19 protein-coding genes are annotated in these 16,931 nt (G+C 36.5%); 12 read left to right on the top strand and 7 right to left on the bottom strand.

Annotation, left to right across the window (positions count from 1 at the left end; all coding sequences use genetic code 11):
• Together I597_RS10530 and rlmF are read left to right on the top strand one after the other, a co-directional pair.
• A complete protein-coding gene (locus tag I597_RS10530) occupies positions 1-285 on the top strand; it encodes a hypothetical protein (RefSeq protein ID WP_035324785.1) in 285 nt (94 codons plus the stop codon).
• Positions 286-407: 122 nt separating this feature from the next.
• Positions 408-1,256 (top strand): 23S rRNA (adenine(1618)-N(6))-methyltransferase RlmF, encoded by an 849-nt coding sequence (gene rlmF / locus I597_RS10525; RefSeq protein WP_035328590.1) that lies wholly within the window; start codon positions 408-410, stop codon positions 1,254-1,256.
• Here the strand turns inward: rlmF and I597_RS10520 are convergent, their stop codons facing one another.
• The gene (locus I597_RS10520) at positions 1,257-1,760 is read right to left on the bottom strand and encodes a lipocalin family protein (RefSeq protein WP_035324786.1); all 504 of its coding nucleotides are present in this window, start codon (positions 1,758-1,760) and stop codon (positions 1,257-1,259) included.
• A gap of 57 nt (positions 1,761-1,817) precedes the next feature.
• On the opposite strand from I597_RS10520, the gene I597_RS10515 reads away from it, so the two are divergent.
• A complete protein-coding gene (locus I597_RS10515; protein WP_035324787.1) occupies positions 1,818-2,390 on the top strand; it encodes a pseudouridine synthase in 573 nt (190 codons plus the stop codon).
• Here the strand turns inward: I597_RS10515 and I597_RS10510 are convergent.
• Positions 2,387-2,833: a cold-shock protein gene (locus tag I597_RS10510; RefSeq protein WP_035324788.1), complete on the bottom strand. Its 447-nt coding sequence runs from the start codon at positions 2,831-2,833 to the stop codon at positions 2,387-2,389. The genes I597_RS10515 and I597_RS10510 overlap by 4 nt on opposite strands.
• A gap of 377 nt (positions 2,834-3,210) precedes the next feature.
• Between I597_RS10510 and I597_RS10505 the strand changes: the two genes are divergently transcribed.
• Both I597_RS10505 and I597_RS10500 read left to right on the top strand, forming a co-directional pair.
• Positions 3,211-3,534 carry a hypothetical protein gene (locus I597_RS10505; protein WP_035324789.1) on the top strand — a complete coding sequence of 108 codons (324 nt, stop codon included), beginning with the start codon at positions 3,211-3,213 and terminating at the stop codon, positions 3,532-3,534.
• A gap of 80 nt (positions 3,535-3,614) precedes the next feature.
• Positions 3,615-3,965 carry a DoxX family protein gene (locus I597_RS10500; protein ID WP_052084125.1) on the top strand — a complete coding sequence of 117 codons (351 nt, stop codon included), beginning with the start codon at positions 3,615-3,617 and terminating at the stop codon, positions 3,963-3,965.
• Here I597_RS10500 and I597_RS10495 read toward each other — a convergent pair.
• The gene (locus I597_RS10495; RefSeq protein ID WP_035324790.1) at positions 3,958-4,320 is read right to left on the bottom strand and encodes a DoxX family protein; all 363 of its coding nucleotides are present in this window, start codon (positions 4,318-4,320) and stop codon (positions 3,958-3,960) included. The genes I597_RS10500 and I597_RS10495 overlap by 8 nt on opposite strands.
• 145 nt (positions 4,321-4,465) lie before the next feature.
• On the opposite strand from I597_RS10495, the gene I597_RS10490 reads away from it, so the two are divergent.
• Positions 4,466-4,846: a DUF2237 family protein gene (locus tag I597_RS10490; protein WP_021779075.1), complete on the top strand. Its 381-nt coding sequence runs from the start codon at positions 4,466-4,468 to the stop codon at positions 4,844-4,846.
• A gap of 8 nt (positions 4,847-4,854) precedes the next feature.
• Here the strand turns inward: I597_RS10490 and I597_RS10485 are convergent, their stop codons facing one another.
• Both I597_RS10485 and I597_RS10480 read right to left on the bottom strand, forming a co-directional pair.
• Positions 4,855-6,606 carry an ABC transporter ATP-binding protein gene (locus I597_RS10485; RefSeq protein ID WP_035324791.1) on the bottom strand — a complete coding sequence of 584 codons (1,752 nt, stop codon included), beginning with the start codon at positions 6,604-6,606 and terminating at the stop codon, positions 4,855-4,857.
• 76 nt (positions 6,607-6,682) lie between these two features.
• The gene (locus I597_RS10480) at positions 6,683-7,129 is read right to left on the bottom strand and encodes a Dabb family protein (RefSeq protein ID WP_035324792.1); all 447 of its coding nucleotides are present in this window, start codon (positions 7,127-7,129) and stop codon (positions 6,683-6,685) included.
• A 204-nt stretch (positions 7,130-7,333) separates the two neighbouring features.
• Here I597_RS10480 and I597_RS10475 point away from each other — a divergent pair, with 204 nt between their 5' ends.
• The 4 genes from I597_RS10475 (at position 7,334) to I597_RS10460 (ending at position 10,087) form a co-directional block, all read left to right on the top strand.
• The gene (locus tag I597_RS10475) at positions 7,334-8,200 is read left to right on the top strand and encodes a sigma-70 family RNA polymerase sigma factor (protein ID WP_013752207.1); all 867 of its coding nucleotides are present in this window, start codon (positions 7,334-7,336) and stop codon (positions 8,198-8,200) included.
• A gap of 331 nt (positions 8,201-8,531) precedes the next feature.
• Positions 8,532-9,065, top strand: a complete 534-nt coding sequence (locus I597_RS10470) for an RNA polymerase sigma factor (RefSeq protein WP_035324793.1) — start codon at positions 8,532-8,534, stop codon at positions 9,063-9,065.
• A gap of 33 nt (positions 9,066-9,098) precedes the next feature.
• A complete protein-coding gene (locus I597_RS10465; protein WP_035324794.1) occupies positions 9,099-9,626 on the top strand; it encodes a hypothetical protein in 528 nt (175 codons plus the stop codon).
• Between the two features lie 2 nt (positions 9,627-9,628).
• On the top strand, positions 9,629-10,087 hold the full coding sequence (locus I597_RS10460; protein WP_035324795.1) for a hypothetical protein: 459 nt from the start codon (positions 9,629-9,631) through the stop codon (positions 10,085-10,087).
• A gap of 4 nt (positions 10,088-10,091) precedes the next feature.
• Here the strand turns inward: I597_RS10460 and I597_RS10455 are convergent, their stop codons facing one another.
• A complete protein-coding gene (locus I597_RS10455) occupies positions 10,092-11,216 on the bottom strand; it encodes a WD40/YVTN/BNR-like repeat-containing protein (RefSeq protein WP_035324796.1) in 1,125 nt (374 codons plus the stop codon).
• 69 nt (positions 11,217-11,285) lie between these two features.
• Between I597_RS10455 and I597_RS10450 the strand changes: the two genes are divergently transcribed.
• Both I597_RS10450 and I597_RS10445 read left to right on the top strand, forming a co-directional pair.
• Positions 11,286-12,497, top strand: a complete 1,212-nt coding sequence (locus I597_RS10450; protein WP_035324797.1) for an RsmB/NOP family class I SAM-dependent RNA methyltransferase — start codon at positions 11,286-11,288, stop codon at positions 12,495-12,497.
• Positions 12,498-12,506: 9 nt separating this feature from the next.
• Positions 12,507-13,541, top strand: a complete 1,035-nt coding sequence (locus I597_RS10445) for an endonuclease (RefSeq protein ID WP_052111678.1) — start codon at positions 12,507-12,509, stop codon at positions 13,539-13,541.
• 86 nt (positions 13,542-13,627) lie between these two features.
• Here the strand turns inward: I597_RS10445 and I597_RS10440 are convergent, their stop codons facing one another.
• Entirely contained in the window at positions 13,628-16,924 is a 3,297-nt protein-coding gene (locus tag I597_RS10440) for a GEVED domain-containing protein (RefSeq protein WP_052111679.1), read from the bottom strand.
• Positions 16,925-16,931 lie beyond the last annotated feature (7 nt).

Below are 16,931 nucleotides of genomic sequence, written 5' to 3'. Positions count from 1 at the left end.
ATGAACACCACGTTAGATTACAAAACCTATTACTTACAGCTACCGGATACACTTGCACAAAAGTATCCAGAGCTCAATTTTGAGAATCACTGTTACTTACGCATCGCGCTAGATAACGTAGTAGGTACAAAATGGGATAAACGTATTGCCCGACCAGCATATAAAAACTTAACTACAGAGCAGCGTGCTCTTGTCATATACTATTTGTCTACCTATCTAGATGATAAAAGCACCCTACTGTCACATAATATGATATCACTCGCATACAGAGGTAAACTTGGTTAACTAGGCATAAGACGTATTTACTAAGAATTGTAAAGGGTGATACAAGCATTAGTTGTAGTTTTGTGCTTCTTAAAAGCACAAGCAAATACTTAATTATTCTTATTGTGCTCAAATACTATTTTATGCATCCAGATAATAAGAATATAGGTCCTTACCTGTTTAAGCAATTACGTAAAGTAAATAAGGATCTTGCACCTCATATACTTGAGACTAACAGAGGTATTCAAACCATAGATTTTTCTAATCCCAAAGCTGTTTTAGAGCTTAATAGAGCCATCTTGCTCAACGATTACTCTCTTAACTGGTATGACATACCAGAGGGATATCTGGCGCCTGCAATACCTGGTCGTGCAGATTATATCTTATATCTCAAAGACTTTCTTAATACAGATAAGCAAGCGCAAGGCCTTGATGTAGGTACTGGTGCAAACTTTATATATCCATTACTAGGAGGATCATTATTTAACTGGAAAATGAAGGGTGTAGATATTGATCCTAAAGCTGTGCAAAACGCAAACCAACTGCTTGAGAAAAATACACACCTCAAAGGTTTTCTCTCTGCTGTATACCAGCAACAAAGAGCTCAAATTTTTGAAGGTGCTATTTTACCTGTTGAGCAGTATGACTTTACAATGTGTAATCCTCCTTTTTATAGCTCAGAAAAAGAGGCTTTTAAAGCAACTAAAGAAAAATCAAAAAACCTAAAGCTCAAAGAGGTTGAACGTAACTTTGCAGGGCAATCTAACGAATTGTGGTGTAACGGTGGTGAGGCACTATTTATAAAACGTATGGTAAAAGAAAGCGTACATTTTAAAGATCAAGTAGGCTGGTTTACTACTCTAGTATCAAAAAGCGAGCACTTACCTAAAATAAGAAAGCAACTAGAAAAGCTCAAAGCAGAGCATAAAACGGTAGATATGTCTCAGGGCAATAAGAAATCAAGATTTCTGGCTTGGCGTTTTAAAGAATAATTAGTGGTGAAACTTACGGTCTGTTATGCTTAGTTCTTCACTCACAAGATAATCTGAGATTCTTCGTTTTTTGCCAAATTGTTTATGAGTATATGATAGGTGTAAAGAATCTTTATTAGCATAAAAGATTCTAAAATCCTTATAATCTTCGTCTATATGAAGGAGCTCTTTGAGTTTTACACTTGTTATTCTAATATGAGTATATCCTAGGCTATCTGTTATGACACTCCAAGTGCCAGATAAAGAGGGTCCACAAGATGGGTGTTGTGCGTTATTATCAGTTACAGTGCCATTGCTATAAAAGCTTTGCCTGTAGTGTAAAAAACAATCTCCCATATTCATACGGGTTTTACCATTATACCTTTTGGCAAGTTTCCAGGTCTTTAAACTATCACCCGCGATAAGTTTTTTAATATCATTAGAAACCTGAAATGGAGTAGATTTCTTATTTGTACAAGAAGTTATAAATAAGAAAATAACGAGGCAGACTAGTAATTTTTGCATTAATAAATATAAGAATTATAATGAATCCTATACTTTCGTTAGACTATCTCATAATCTATGCATAGACACTTTAAGTTGTTTAAACCGTATGGCTATTTAAGTCAGCTCATTTCTAATGACACAAGACAAGTTCGTAAAAAGAAATTTTTAAAAGAGCTTTATAATTTTCCAGAAGGCACAATGGCTGTGGGGCGACTAGATGAGCACTCTGAGGGACTATTGTTTATGACTACAGACGGTAAGCTATCTCATACTATTAACACCTCTGGGGTAGAAAAAGAGTATTATGCTCAGGTAGATGGCGCTATCACAGATGAAGCTATTCTTGCTTTAACTCAAGGAGTAGAAATAAGTGTTGAGGGTAAAAAATATATAACAAAACCTTGTAAAGCCAGACGCATAGATGGTGATCCTGGTTTTCCAGAACGTTCAAAAAAAATAAGAGACTTACGACACGGTCCAGCGCCGTGGATCTCAATTACCATTACCGAGGGTAAATTTAGACAAGTACGTAAGATGACTAGTGCGGTAGGTTTTGCTACACTACGACTTGTAAGAATAAGAATAGGCTCACAAACCCTAATGGGTCTGGAGCCTAGCCAAGTTATTGAGGTAAAAGAATTACTTTAAGTAATCTTATTAACGCGTACAGCGTTCATTCCTTTTTGTCCTCTTTCTATTTCGTAAGAAACTTTATTTCCTTCCTTAAGTTCTCCTTCTATAACTTCAGATATGTGAACGAAGTACTTTTCTGGAGTATCTGCATCTTTAATAAATCCAAAACCTTTTGAAGAGTCAAAAAACTCAACAAATCCAGTTTTTATAGGATCTGGTTCATCACCTTCTTCTTTTTTAGGAATTCCTAAAACGATGTCTTCTACATCTACTTCTTCTTTAAGTGATGGATCTGGTGGCGTATCCACTAGTTGTCCTAGGTGGTTTACGTATACAAATTCATTTAATTTCTCTCCGCTCTCTTTACGGGCAAGTTTTTTCTTGCGTTTGTCTTCTGCTTTTTTAAGCCTCTTCTTTTCTCTTTCTTTTTTACCAAAGGTTTCTTGTGGTCTAGCCATTAACTCTTTTATCGTGTTTAATTAATACGCAGTAAGCATATCTCATTGCGTTCACAAATTAGTCGTCATTTATTATAAGAACTTACATAAATTACTGTGGCAGTGCGTGTAGTATGCTTTGCCTTAATTTGCGATTGTTGTAAAGATAGGAATTAAAAGTGGTTTTTACGCTTTCGCGAAAGCGTAATTATTCTTACAACACACTACTACGTTGTATTAAGAGCTTATTTACATAACATATAGAAGTCTTTTGGGTCCGTAAAATCAAAAGTTATAAAAGTCCCCATTTTAACAAGTCTGTTATCTTTTTCTTAGTGGCGGGTTAAAATAGTCTTGAAAGGTGGTACATAGTCGTAACTTTAATAAAAAAGAACATTATGAAACCAATGAAAGATACAAGCAATAAGCTTACAGCCGAAAAAACGGATACTACTTACAACTCTGATGTTACACCAGAAGATCTGAAAGTTTTAGGTCAAGATTTTGAAAATAACATACGCCAAGATGGTGGTGATGATGTAGCTCTAACTAATAGAACAGAAAAAGTAGATTTTTCTGGAAAAGACCTAGATGTACCTGGACGCAAGCAGGCTAGTAAAAAGACAACCAATCATATTAAAGATGAAGAAAATATGCTCTATAGTCAAGGAGGTGAGTCTAATGAAAACTTAGAAGAGCAAAGTAGTCAGTATATTAAATAGATATAATAATCATATTAAAAGCGACCTACGGGTCGCTTTTATTTTATGTGGGTAGTACATTTGTAAAACAAGTATTAATTATGAAAACAGCACATATAATTCTTATAGGTTTGATAGGGTTTTCATTCTTATACTACGGCATAAGTTGTTTATCTTCAAACTTTATGACTACCGAGTTTAAACGTTTTGGCCTCTCTGCGACACAACGTAAAATTACTGGTGTTGCACAAATACTAGGTGGTCTGGGTATTATAATAGGTTTCTTTTACAGACCATTACAAATAAGTGCTTTAATAGGTATTTCACTTCTTATGCTATTGGGATGGTTTGTAAGACTTCGCATAAAAGATAGCTTTATAGCCTCACTACCTGCGTTTACATTTTTTGTTCTCAATGCTTACTTGGCCTATTATCTAATAGTTCTTAGATAAGAATAATTAGAACAGAAATTGCTAGAAATAAAAATGCTGGAAATGACTTTTTAAGAGGGTCTCCTACCTTAAGGTGCATAGCGATAGCTCCAGTCATCATTATAGCAATACCTAGTGCGCTGTAAAACTCTAGAACAGGAAAAAAGATTGAAACTAGTAAACCTACAGCAAGTAAACATTTTATAGTTCCTACAATCTTCATTGTACTTTCTGATAGTCCATAGTGTGCAAACTCTTCTTTGAGCGTGCTCGCATTACCACCTCTCCATTGTGAAGATGTACCCGTGCGTAGTAACCATACGTTTAAGATGCTTAGTCCTACAATACACTTTAAGATAATTGATAAATAATCCATTTTTAATTTTCTTATGATTAGTTGTTTATAAATTTAGCATTTTTATTAAACAAGGATTTACATATTGTGATAATTATAAGAAGGTATAACCGTAACTTTATATCTTTATTAAGAACACGCTATAATCATTAACAAATTTTTAGAAATGAGTCACACACCATCATCTACTATAGAATATAATGTTTACGGAGAAACACTTATAGGTTGTTGTACAGACCCTATGACTGGTTATTTTAGAGATGGTTACTGCCGCACGGCAAGTATAGATAGAGGCACACACGTAGTTTGTGCTGTTATGACCGAGGCATTTTTAAACTACACAAAGACTAGAGGAAATGATCTTTCTACTCCTATACCTCAATATAATTTTCCCGGTCTTAAACCTAATGATGGATGGTGCCTTTGTATAATGCGCTGGCTAGAAGCCGAAAAGGCTGGGGTTGCTCCCTTACTTAACCTTGCAGCCACACATCAAAAAGCACTAGAGTATACAACTATTGAAGTTCTTGAAGCCTACGCTCTGTAAGCTTCACGCTATATTTTTGCTTGATAGGTATAAAGATCATAATACCTTCCCTCTTGCGCTATGAGCGTATCGTGCGTACCTTGCTCTGCTATGCGCCCATCTTCTATCACTATAATTTGATCTGCTTTTTTAATGGTGCTTAGTCTGTGGGCAATAACAATAGTAGTTCTATCTTTTACAAGCTCAGAAAGCGATTTTTGAATAAGCGCCTCACTCTCTGTGTCAAGGTTAGAAGTGGCTTCATCTAGAATGATTATCTTAGGATCTGCAAGAATGGCTCTTGCAATGGCAATGCGCTGGCGCTGGCCTCCAGATAGCTTCACCCCACGCTCACCTATTAAGGTGTCAAGACCGTCATCAAAACGGTCTGTAAACTCATTTACATAACCCGCTTTTACAGCCTTTAATAAGCGTTCTTCACTAGCATTTGGTCTGGGAAAGAGTATATTCTCACGTATAGTTCCCTCAAAAAGAAATTCGTCTTGAAGAACGACCCCTAAATTTTGTCTGTAACTTGATAGCTGTACTCGAGATAAGTCATTACCATCTACAGATACCTCTCCAGATTGCGGATTTAAAAATGTAGCCGCCAGGCCTGCAATGGTAGACTTTCCAGATCCAGAGCTTCCTACTAGTGCAATTGTTGTACCCGCTTTTGCTTCAAATGAGATATTATGTATCACTTGTTTGCCTTTCTCGTAAGAGAAAGAAACATTATCAAACTTGATATCACCGTGTAATTTATCAAGTGTTATATCACGATTACCCAGCTCATCTTCTGGTGTCATATTCATTAACTCCTCTGTACGATCTAGACCTGCAAGAGCTTCTGTGAGCTGGCTACCTATGTTACTCATTTGCACAATGGGAGCAATCATAAAACCCAGTAAGAGCGTAAAAAATAAAAACTCACCGGTGGTCATCTCCCCTTGTATCATAAAATAACCTCCTATACCCATTATACCTACAGAGGCCAGACCTAGTAAAAATGTAGAGCTACTCGTCATCACAGCTGTTGCAGTAAGACTTTTCTTTACATTTTGAAAAAGCATATCTACACCTTCTTCAAAAGTTTTATTTTCTTGTGCCTCTGCTCCGAAACCTTTTATGACGCGCACTCCTGCAAGTGTTTCTGTAAGTCTTCCTTTTACCTGAGCATTTATTTTACCTCGGTTTCTAAAGATAGGACGTATGTACTTAAATGCTCTTAACGCGACATAACCAAAAATTGCTACTGGTAAAAAGACAAAAAGTGTCATCAAAGCGTTGATGCGTATTAAAAGCACAAGTGATACAATTGCTGTAATAGTACCTCCCACGAGCTGTACAAGCCCTGTACCTATTAAATTACGTACTCCTTCTACATCACTCATAATACGAGAAACTAGGGCTCCAGACTTTGTATTATCAAAAAAACTAATAGGCAATGACAGTACCTTTTTTTGAACTTGAGCTCTTAATTCTGATATGAGGTATTGTGCTTGCACACTTAGTATGCGCGTGAGTAAAAATGAGGTTACAGCCTGTATGAGTAATGCAAAACCTACGAGCCAGAGTAGATCATAAAGCGCACTCATATCCTTATTAGGAATGATGTCATCCAGAAGAGCCTTAGATTTCCAAGGTAAAATAAGGCTGGCAAGTCTACTTATAACTATTAATATAAGACCTATAAAAACTAACTTTCGGCGTGGCCAAATAATAGATGTAAAGGCAGACGCTATAGTGACTTTATTCTTTTTTTCTTTTTCCTTTGTCATAAGGTAAAGCTAGTTATAAATGCGCTTTCGCGAAAGCGTACTCATAATTACATAGCATCTCTAAAGTATTTTTTAACTATTGTATCTGGGTAGCATCATACACAATAACTTTCTCCCATAAATGAGCACACTCGTCGATAAATACTTTGTGAGCAGGCTCATCTTGATATGTCTCCTGCGCCTGGGCCGAATCAAAACTTAATATAAGATTGTAAGTAAAACTATCATCTACCACATCACGCGTAGCTCTAGGTGGTGTCCCTATAAAGTTAGTCTTTGCATATTTTGACTTGTTTAAAAACGTGCGTAATGACTTCTCAAATAGTGCTCGATCGTTTTGAGTGGTACCCTCTTTGAACCAGAAATACACAACGTGTGCATAAGTGGGGTCAAAAGTGGTGTATATATCACTATTTCTTGAGGTAATTGTATCCTTAGAGTTACTTTTTTCGACATTACTAGTATTATCACAAGAAACATAACACATTAATAATAAGAGTATAACAACATTAATTCTTTTCATACCGAATATTTTTGTTTATAAATGTAACAAAATAGAAAATTCTACGTATAAGTTTATTAGAGGCCTTAGAGTAAACATCTAGAAAGTACAAGTATTTATTATTTGTTTCTGCTTTTGGGCTATACATTAACAGGTTTAGTTAAATAGTTGTTTGTATTACTTATTTCGGCTATACTAGACCATATATAAATATAATTATACCATATGAGACAACTCAAAATCACCAAGCAGGTTACTAACAGAGAGACGAAATCCCTGAATAATTATCTTCAGGATGTGAGCAAGATAGATTTGATTACTGCCGAAGAGGAGGTTGAGTTAGCACAGCGTATTCAAAAAGGAGATGAGAGAGCACTAGATGCACTTACACGCGCAAACCTTCGTTTTGTTATATCTGTAGCAAAGCAATATCAAAACCAAGGTCTATCACTTTCTGACCTTATTAATGAAGGAAACGTAGGGCTTGTAAAGGCTGCTAAGCGTTTTGACGAAACTAGAGGTTTCAAATTTATATCTTATGCTGTATGGTGGATTAGACAGTCTATCTTACAAGCAATAGCAGAGCACGCACGTACGGTACGTTTACCTCTCAATAAAATTGGAGAAATAAGCAAGATTAACAAAGCAATGGTATACTTACAGCAGGTACACGAGCGTAAGCCTACCTCTGGTGAGATTGCAAAGTATCTTGATATCTCTGAGGAGAAAGTAAAAATATCTCTTAAAAACGTGAGTCGTAGCCTTAGTATGGATGCGCCATTTGCCGAAGGAGAAAATGATAACAACCTTTATGACGTATTAAGTTCTAGTGAGTCACCTCGCCCAGATAGAGAGCTTATGCAAGAGTCACTAAGTATTGAGATAAATAGAGCGCTAGATACACTTACAGAAAAAGAAGCAGAGGTTGTACGTCTTAACTACGGTTTAGGTAATCAACCAGCGATGACACTTCAAGAAATAGGTGATATTTTTGACCTAAGTCGTGAGCGTGTACGCCAGATTAGAGAGAAAGCAATTAAAAGATTGCGCCATACCTCTAAGAGTAAAATCTTAATGAAATACTTAGGATAATACGTAGTTCTAATTCATAAAAAAAGCCCGTTTATACGGGCTTTTTTAGTTTAGTAGGTTAGATAAAAAATGCCCAATTTGGGGTAAGGCACTTATTAAATCAATATATGAATTGGGGTATTCTTAAATTAATCAACTTCTTTATGATGGTGTAAATATAAAAGATGTTTTTAAAGCTCACAAGCTTTTTGTGTATTTAATCGTTATAAAATGCACTTTATCGATAAAGTGGAATTTTAATGTTAAATAAAGACTACCATATAGTTATTATTGATGATGATTAAACCTTTTACAACTTAAAGAGTCCAATAACTAAGTAAAGCTTACTAAAATAGAAGAACAACAGCTCATAGCATCCCTCCAGAAGGGCGACACTAGGTCCTTCTCATTATTACTTGACACGTATCAAAAGCCACTTTACTGGCATATACGAGGTATTGTAAAAAATCACGAAGATGCAGATGATGTGCTTCAAAATGTTTTTATAAAAGTTTATAAGAGTATAAAAAACTTCAAAGGTGATAGTAAATTGTATACCTGGCTCTATAGAATTGCGACAAATGAATCGCTCACATTTTTAAAGAAAAGAGCAAAACAAGCCCAGATATCAAGTGAGGAGTTACAAGATAGAATAATAGAAAACTTAGAGAGTGATGTTTATTTTACTGGTAATGATATACAAATTGCACTAGAAAAAGCACTTACGCAACTACCAGAAAAGCAACGACTCGTTTTCCAGATGAAGTATTATCAAGATATGAAATATGATGATATAAGCGAGATACTGGGTACCTCTGTGGGCGCTCTAAAAAGTTCTTATCACATTGCGACCAAGAAACTAACCAGTATTCTAACTAGTGATTAAACCTTTAGATATTTAAAATGTCTTATTAGTAACGTGAAAACAGAAAACAACATACCAAAACATCGAGGTTTCAGTACTCCAGAAAACTATTTTCAAGAGAGTAAAGAGCATTTATTAAATCAGATAAGACTAGATGATCAGTTATCAGATAGCAGCTCATCTAGATTTGATGTGCCAGATGACTATTTTGCAACTAGTAAGGAAGCTATTTTAGATACGCTTTCGCGAAAGCGTACTGAAGATCTTTCTTATAGTAATGACACCGAAACTAAAGTCATTAGTTTAAAACAGTACCTCTACCCTATTGCTGGAATTGCTGCTGCATTACTCCTGCTAGTTAGTATAGTATGGACTCAGGTACAAAGCTCATCTGGTGATGATATCACTACAATAGCTGCATATTTTGATGATGAAGCCACCGACTTAGAAGGCATAGAATTTGCAGAGTGGCTCACAGAAGACGATATAAACGACCTTCAAAATGATCTTGCCCTAGATGAATCTGTTATTATAGATTATCTAGATGAGCGCTTAGATGGTTTTGATTTATACATAGATTAATTATGAAAATATATATAACATTAGTACTCACATTTATCATAGCTACAACAACAATAGCACAAGAGGATAAAGAAAGTAAACGAGAGAAAATTAAAGCGCTTAAAGTAGCCTTTATTACAGAACGATTAGAGCTTACACCAGATGAGGCTCAAACTTTCTGGCCGGTCTATAATATATATGACGGGCGTATGGGTGATATCTATGATAACGAGCGTAAGGTTATGAGAGAGCTCAAGTCTGAGTTTGACTCGATGGATGAGGCTACTGCAACAACCACATTAAAGAACATACAAGCGCTAGAAAAACAAAAACTTGAAGCACGCACAAAATTATTGAGCGGCTTAAAAGATAAAATCACCTCAAAGAAGATATTAGTCCTCCTGAAGGCTGAAAATGATTTTAGACGTGACTTGATACGTAAACTACGTGGTGATAAAAATCACAAACGTGACAAAAGATAACTCGCTAGTTACTACGAGTTCTTTTAAAGGTAAGTTTTGCAAGGGCATTACGACCGCCAGCATATGCAGTACTGTCGTTTGCAAATCTAAAACTTAAGAACGGTGCGTCTGAGATTTGTGACCAGCTTTCTCCCCCATCTTTTGAGTAAGAAATACCTGTAAACCCTGAGGCTATAAGTTCTTGTCCATTTGAATTTGGCACATATTGCACACAGCTTTTGTAACCATCATTTGCTCCAGAGGCTATAACCTGCCATTGTTTACCTCCATCTGTTGTTATCGCAATATTATCATTGTTATCTTGAGCTTGCTCATAATCTCCTCCATAAATAATACCGTGATTTGCATCATAAAAATCCATTGTATAAGCACCTAGTGTACTTTGACCTTGAGCAACAGGCGTGTTGTAAATAGTCCAACTTCTACCCTTATCTCCAGAATAATAAACACGTGAAGTGCCTCCACCAGTAATAATCCAGGTCTTATCTCCTATGGTTTTTATGTTTGTATTACTAGCAGCAAAAGCACCTTCAGAAGCTATTTGATTAGGTAAAGAGCTACAGGCTAGCTTAGCCCAACTTAAACCTCCATCTCTTGTGATAATGATAGAGAGACAACCGTCTAGCGAATCACCTACGGCGATACCTTCATTATCATTCCAGAAAGTCATAGCATCATAAAATACTTTTTCGTTTTGCTCTGTATAGACTAGGGTTACCGCGTTACTCTCTTTATCATATCTATATAATAATGCGGGGTTCCCTATAGACAAAATGTAGAATGCCTTACTGGTACTTGCTATACTTCTAAAAGATGGATTATTACCTAAAAAATCTATTCTTCCCTTATTTGCAACTTCATATTGTGATGCAATATCTGCATCTGTTGTCTTTGTATTAGTAAGATTTAGTTTATAAATTCCATAACGCCCATCACTACCAGCATACATTACAGCATCTTCTGTAACCTCAATCGCTCTTATACTCGTACTATCTTGATGTAAAAATTCTATTTCAACCTCAGAAAAAGGGATAACGGGCTCATTGTCTGATTTTTGTGCAGTTTTAGTTTCCTGTTTGCAAGAAAGCGCCACAAGTAATATAAGTGATAAAATAGATAGGAATCTCATTGTCAAAATTTTAGTAAAAATAGTACTATTCATTAAAGAACCAATACCTTTGCAGCTTCAAAATATAGTATGAAATTACACAGAAATCTAGTCTTTGCAGCAGTAGATGCATTGGGAATGATATTTAATGATGGAGAGCAAGCAGATAAAGTACTGCGCAAGGTTCTCAAATTTGACAAACGATGGGGTTCGAGAGATCGTAGCTTTATAGCAGAGACGGTCTATGACATTGTAAGATGGAAACGTCTTTACTCTGAAATTGCAGAGGTAAAAGCACCATATAGTAGACCTAATTTATTTAGGTTATTTGCAGTGTGGGCTACACTACGTGGTATCGAAGTGCCAGATTGGAAACAAATGGAGCCTATCCCTACACGCCGTATTAAAGGACGTTTTGATGAATTGTCAAAAATTAGAAAATACAAGGAGTCTATTCCAGACTGGATGGACGAGATGGGAGAAAAAGCACTTGGAAAGAAATGGGGAGCAGAGCTAGCAGCACTTAACACGCAAGCTCAGGTTGTATTACGAGCAAATTCTCTCAAAGCTACTGTAAAAGAAGTACGTAATACTCTTGCAGATCAAGATATAGATACAAAAATTCTAGATACTCATCCAGATGCACTCGAACTTGTAGAGCGCAAAAATGTATTTACTTCTGAGGCGTTTAAAAATGGATTTTTTGAGGTACAAGATGCATCTTCTCAAAAAGTTGCTCGTATGCTAGAGGTAGAACCGGGTATGCGTGTGGTAGATGCTTGTGCAGGAGCTGGTGGTAAGACACTTCATCTAGCTGCTCTTATGCAAAACAAAGGGCAAATAATAGCAATGGATATTTATTCCGGAAAGCTTAGAGAGCTCAAAAGAAGATCTAAGCGTGCAGGAGCACATAATATCGAGACAAGAGAAATTACCTCTACTAAAGTATTCAAAAAGCTATACAACTCTGCAGATCGTGTTTTGATTGATGCTCCTTGTACAGGTCTAGGTACAATAAAACGTAACCCGGATTTAAAATGGAAATTACAACCAGAATTTGTAGATAAGGTGGTACAGCGTCAAGCAGACATACTTCAAAACTACAGCAAGATTGTAAAAGATGGTGGTAAGATGGTGTATGCTACCTGTTCTATATTACCCAGAGAAAATCAAGAACAAGTACAAGCATTTTTGGCTACAGAGCAGGGTCAGAAATTTCAATTAGAAAAAGAAGAAACAGTAAGCCCAGCAAAATCTGGATATGATGGATTTTATATGGCTTTGCTTTCGCGAAAGCAATAAAAGAAGACTATGAAAAGATATTCCTCACTTTTACTTTTACTCCTACCTTTTATAAGTATTGCTCAACAAGCGTATTATGATGATACGGCTGTATATCTTACGGGTACAGAATTGCTGCAAGAGTTGCGATTAAAACTTTCTGTGTATAATGAAAATTATACTTACGGAGATTTTAGAGACACTACCAAAATTACAGATGCAAACCCTGAGGATGACTCTGAGGTTTTACTTATTTATGGTTTCAATGATAACGATGGTAACTGTACCACAGATATTACAAGATCAAATAATGAATTTGGTGGTGATAACTGTGAGTATAATAGAGAGCATACCTTCCCTCGTAGCCTAGCAAATCCTCCAATGGGTTCGGCAAGTAATAGTAGTAATGGTATCGTAGCAGATCCCCATAACTTACGACCTAGTGATGTACAGCGCAATGGTAATAGAGGATCAAAAAAGTTTAACGATGGCAGTGGAAACTCTGGCGACGTAGGTTCTGGAGACTGGTATCCTGGTGATGAATGGAAAGGTGATGTTGCACGAGCAATGATGTATATGTATGTGCGTTATGGTGAGCAATGTTTACCATCACTTGTGGGGCAAGGACCATTACAAGGTGATACACAAATGTTACAGCTATTTTTAGAATGGAATGTAGAAGATCCAGTATCTGAAGTAGAGATGCAACGCAATGACCCTCTAGAGGCAGAATATGGTAATAGAAATCCTTTTATAGACAACCCTATTCTGGCTACAAATATTTGGGGAGGCGAACCTGCTGAGGATTTTTGGGGAGAGCTCTCTGCTCCTTCTTCTGAGTTTATAGAGGCTAGTATTTTTCCTAACCCAGCAAATACGGTGGTTCAAGTTGAAAGCAATCAAGATATTACTTCTTTAAAAATATATAACTTATTAGGACAAGTTTTATATAATGAGACTACCTCTAACCATAAAAGATATAAAACACTAGACGTTTCAAATCTTTCATCTGGTATGTATATATTACAAATTAATGATGCTTCAAAGAGACTAGTCATAAAGTAGCTTACACAACTAGATGTAGTTATTTAAAAAACAAAAAGGGATAGACCACGAGGTCTATCCCTTTTTGTTTAAGCTGAAAATTGCTTTTATTCAACTAGAATTTTAGCTGTTTTCACAAAGTTACCTCTTAAGTCATTTACCTTAATAACATAAATCCCTGTAGAAATACTAGATAAGTCAAGGTTGACACGATATCCGTTTGCATCCTTTGCAATAGGTTTATACTTTAATTGTTGTCCCAAAATATTTGACAACCCTACGTAAAATCGACCATCAAAATTTGTAGTAAGCATCACATCAAAATTATTATTTTCAAGTTTAGTTACCGTGAGATCAGAAAAGTCTACACTTAGATCGTCTACGGTAAGTGTAGATTCCACAGTAGTTGTAGCCGCATTATTAGTACCATTAGAGTCAAATGCAAGTAATGTTCTTGCTTCGATATCATAGGTTGTGATTTCGCTTAAATCTGCTTGCTGTGAAAAAGTATAAGAAATAGATGATCCAGGACCTATTGCAGTATCAATAGTTTCTACAACTGGAGTACCTCCATTAACAGTATACTGTACATCAAAATCAATTTGCTCTAAAGAACCAAAATTAGACATCTCGATGGTAACATCTTGATTACCTAGCTCAACACCAGACTCTGGTGCTGTGATAGCAACTACACCGATATCTGCTGTTTGAAGTTGATCTGTGATTACCACCGAATAATCTTGTACTTCTCCAAATGAAAAATCACTACAAGGATTATTTATATCACCATTTGCAGATGTATCAATTGCTTTTGCACGAAGTCTGTGAGAACCTAGAGCCGCTCCTTCAGGAATAGTAAGCGTAAAGTCCTCTAGTACATTTGATGATTGAAAAAATTCACCAGCTATAAGCTGTTCTTCTGGTTCAAAACCTCCATTGTCATTAAAATCAATCCAAACAGAAAGCGCTTCAACACCGGCTCCGCCTCCCCAGTTTTGTCTTGCTCTTAATGTATATACATTTGATCCTGCAAGATTACTTAATTCTGTACTAAGGTCTGTTCTATCTGCATACCCAGCTGGGCTGCCGTCTGGCTCAGTATTACAACCATCAGCCCCATCATCTGCACTTATAGTACTAAGAATAAATTGCTTGATACCGTCTACATTACAACCGTTTAAAGCTGCTGGGAGGCAATAGTCATTTTCAACTGAAGCTAGAAATTCGTCGTTTGAAGCATCTTGGTCTCCACTAAGAACTGTTTTTATTGAAAAATCATACGTTGTTAATTCAGATAGATCTGCAGTTGCTGTAAATGTAAAAGTAGATGTGCTTCCTGCAGTAAGTATTTCTGTAAAAGTTTCAACTACTGGAGTACCATTGTTTATACTATATTCTACTGGGAAATCTGTCTGATCTTGTGATCCAAAATTGGTAATTTCTATCACAACAGTCTCTTCAGCAGTAAGTCCAGAACCATCTATAGGGGTGACTAATGTTGAAACACCTACATCTGCCATAAAGAGGTGCATTACTTCTTTAATCGCAGAGTCGTTAACAGCAGCCTGATCTCCAGATAAGCCAGTTGTAGCTTCAAGCATATAAGTCTGTCCTTCTGTAGACATATCTGCTGTGGCAGTAAATGTGTAATTTATAATAGTACCCGGTTCAATAGGCCCAGCGATAACTTCATTTGCAATCTCTACACCGTCTAAGGTTAAGGTGACAGGAATATCACTTTGAGCTACTGTTCCAAAGTTACGTACGGTAACTTCTACAGTTTCTGCATTGGTAAGGGCTCCATCTTCAGGAGTTACTATAGAAAGAACACCTAGATCTGTTTCAAAACCAGCAGAAAGATTAAAAGACGCAATGCGTGTATTCCAAAAATTGTCAGCAGAAAAATATTCTGATGTATGCCAAAATGTAAAATTGTCTGGATCCATAGTAAGGTGAGAATAATCTCCAAAGCGGTTTGTATTAGACTGTATTCCTCCACCTTCTACTATGATTTGCTCAGCTGCCGTCATTTCTCCAGGTGCATCACCGTCAAAACGTCCAGTATAGCTTATCCCTACTTCTTGATCTGGACCACCTACATTAAAAGCAAGACCTATGTTACCCTGAGCATCCATTGCTCCACTTCCCATAAATCTGCTATTACCATCATCTGGTGCATAAGTTCCTTCTTGGAATATTGACCAAGGCTCTGTGTCGCTATTTCGCAACTCTATCCAGCGTATTCCAGAAGTCGTATTATCACTATTTACATCGACATTAAAGGTGATAAGCCAAGAGTTGTGATCTTCAAAAGTTCTATAATTTGCTGCATATGAAATAATTCCACTTAGCATATCAATTTTTTGATTTGTTAATGGCTGATCAAGCTCTCCTTCTCCAAACGGTGCAAAAAACGAATCAAAAGGTGCTGTTGGTATTTCTAACGGTGCAGATACCGTTGAGTTTGCTGGATTATCAAAATCTATATCTAATTCCCATACTTTAAGGTGGTCAAAAGCCGCACCCCAACCATCATCTTGTAAATAAACAATGTAACCTGGGACATCACCCTGAGGAAATGAAAATCCTGTTAAGTTCGCTGGTTCTGGGCTAAATACTGTATTAGGATTTGCAATAACACCAGGTAAATTAAAACCTTGTATTGCTGGGTTTGCTTCACCCGCAAGTAATGCATCACGGTCTAATGCGTATGTGGTTGCACCACTCTTGTTTGATGTAAGGTAATATGCATCTGGCCAGATTGCATAGTGTGGATAATCTGGAAATGAATCTAGTGGATATTCATATAAGAAATAAGCGCCTGTAGGGTCTGGAGTTTCAGATATACCTATAATTAAGGCATTGTTAGATGTTTGAAATTGGCTTACAAACCATCTATCTGCAAGTTGATCATACATTATAATGGGATCTCCATTATTTGCGCCATTACCTAAAAATTCTCCTAATGATGTAGGTCCGGCTAGTAGGTTACCTATTTTGTCATATATTTTAATCACAAGGTTAACACCTTGTACATAGTGATTAGGTCCTACAGCGCCAGAAGGATCTGGTGGTGTAGCTTGGCCTTCAGAAGCATTTGCTCCATCAAAGTTTACTATGGGCGCGTAGCTCATATTTTCTCCCATCGTACGCTGGCTTACTGGATCACCATTAAGCGGCAGTGCACTTTGTGACGCTCCAGGTGAAACGCCAAAGTTATTTTCAACAATATTGAGTTCAGAAAATCCATAACTTGGACTTGAAGAAAGAGTGGGGAAATCTCGTAGGGGTTCTGTTTTACCTAAATAAGTTCCAGTACCTACAGTAGAAACAGGTTGTGTTTCTTGTGCAAATACCGACATACTCATTACTAGTAAAGAAATTGCAAGTAATTTTCTTATCATTTTTGGA

The organism is Dokdonia donghaensis DSW-1, from assembly GCF_001653755.1.
In the GTDB taxonomy this organism is placed as follows: Bacteria; Bacteroidota; Bacteroidia; order Flavobacteriales; family Flavobacteriaceae; genus Dokdonia; species Dokdonia donghaensis.
Note: the sequence above shows the minus strand (reverse complement) of the source record. Positions and strands in the feature narration are given on the sequence as shown.